Here is a 1,346-nt window from a genome sequence, read left to right as displayed (position 1 = left end):
CGAGGCCCATCGGCACGGCCAAGGCCGCGATGACCGCGGCCAACAAAACCAGTGGCAGAAAGCCGACGACACCCTTCGGTTCCGGCCTCGCGGGCGTCCCGGGTCTGGGCTTCCGGGGCCTGAGAACGGGATTTTCCTGCTGTTCCGGAGAGTGGTTGTCAGCCCCCGCCTCGTTAACGCCCTTCATGCAGCTTTAGTCCTCAAAGTCTTGAATGTCCCCACCGTTTCAAGAAACTTGGGCCTCTCGCTATATCCTCAATAGTAGTCGGCGGCGTCGGCTGCTCTGTTGCCGCGCCCATGCCAATACCGTCAAGGAGCATTCCATGAAGCACGACGTCACGATCGAGATCCCCAAGGGGTCGCGCGTCAAGTACGAAGTTGACCACGAGACCGGCCGCGTCCGCCTGGACCGCGTCCTGTTCACCTCCATGCAGTACCCCACGCACTACGGGTTCTTCGAGAACACCCTTGGCGAGGACGGCGACCCGCTGGACGCACTGGTCCTCCTGCAGGACTTCGACCTTTACCCGGGCGTCATCGTTGAATCCCGCCCCATCGGCGTTTTCAACATGACCGACGATGGCGGCGGAGACGCAAAGGTCCTCTGCGTTCCGGCCGACCCGCGCTTCGACCACATCCAGGAAATCTCCGATGTCAGCGAATTCCTGATCAAGGAAATCGAGCACTTCTTCACCCGTTACAAGGACCTTGAGCCGGGTAAGTGGGTCAAGGCTGAAGGCTGGGCCGACCGCGCCGCCGCCGAAGCCGAGCTGGAGGCTTCCATCAAGCGTTACGTTCCGGTCTCCCACTAGTCCCCACTACCTCCCCACTTCCGACGCGGCGGGTGCGGTTCCATGCGAACCGCACCCGCCGCCGTCGTTAATGGGGGGGCCCGACGCGGAACGGACCACAATCGCCGGGCACCCGCCGTCGTAACGAGAAGTTGGCTCTGGATTAACCGCTTGAAAGTCAGCTACCTGCCGGTAATGTTTGATCCACAATGTTCACCCTGACCATCAACCAACGCGACAGCCGCGGCGACGGAGACCTCGTACCGCAGCTGCTCAAAGACCTGCGCCACGTCCCGGCGTGCTTGGACTTTGACCGCTCGGTGGAGGACGAAGTCCAGGGCATCGTGGAATTCCCACATCAGGCCGTGGATTCAGCGCTCATCGCCTTGAGGAGCGGACAGTGGTACGTGGGAATCGGCGTGGGACCGGTCAACGAACCCCTGCCGCAGCAAATCAAAGACGCCTCCGGACACGGCCTGGTCTACGCACGCCGCGCCGTGGACCGCTTGCGGAACGGCAAAGAGCGGGTCCCTGTGGCAGTCGAGGGGCCGATCG

General features: G+C 62.6%; 2 protein-coding genes and 1 pseudogene. 2 read left to right on the top strand and 1 reads right to left on the bottom strand.

The window, feature by feature from the left end; genetic code table 11:
* Nucleotides 1-187: hypothetical protein (locus tag AHiyo1_RS25585; RefSeq protein ID WP_216363199.1), on the bottom strand; the 187-nt coding region annotated here is incomplete at its 3' end.
* A 136-nt stretch (nucleotides 188-323) separates the two neighbouring features.
* On the opposite strand from AHiyo1_RS25585, the gene AHiyo1_RS13575 reads away from it, so the two are divergent.
* Nucleotides 324-812, top strand: coding sequence for an inorganic diphosphatase (locus AHiyo1_RS13575; RefSeq protein WP_059388921.1), 489 nt, complete (start codon nucleotides 324-326; stop codon nucleotides 810-812).
* Nucleotides 813-1,000: 188 nt separating this feature from the next.
* Nucleotides 1,001-1,346, top strand: a pseudogene (locus AHiyo1_RS13570) (hypothetical protein); the annotation flags it as partial.

Origin of the sequence: Arthrobacter sp. Hiyo1 (assembly GCF_001263615.2) — a bacterium.
Taxonomy (GTDB): Bacteria; Actinomycetota; Actinomycetes; order Actinomycetales; family Micrococcaceae; genus Arthrobacter.
This window is presented reverse-complemented; position numbering and strand designations above follow the sequence as displayed.

What these genes read in the sequence shown, in the direction of transcription:
- AHiyo1_RS13575 (WP_059388921.1), top strand. Translation starts at nt 324, where the DNA reads ATGAAGCACGACGTCACGATCGAGATCCCCAAGGGGTCGCGCGTCAAG.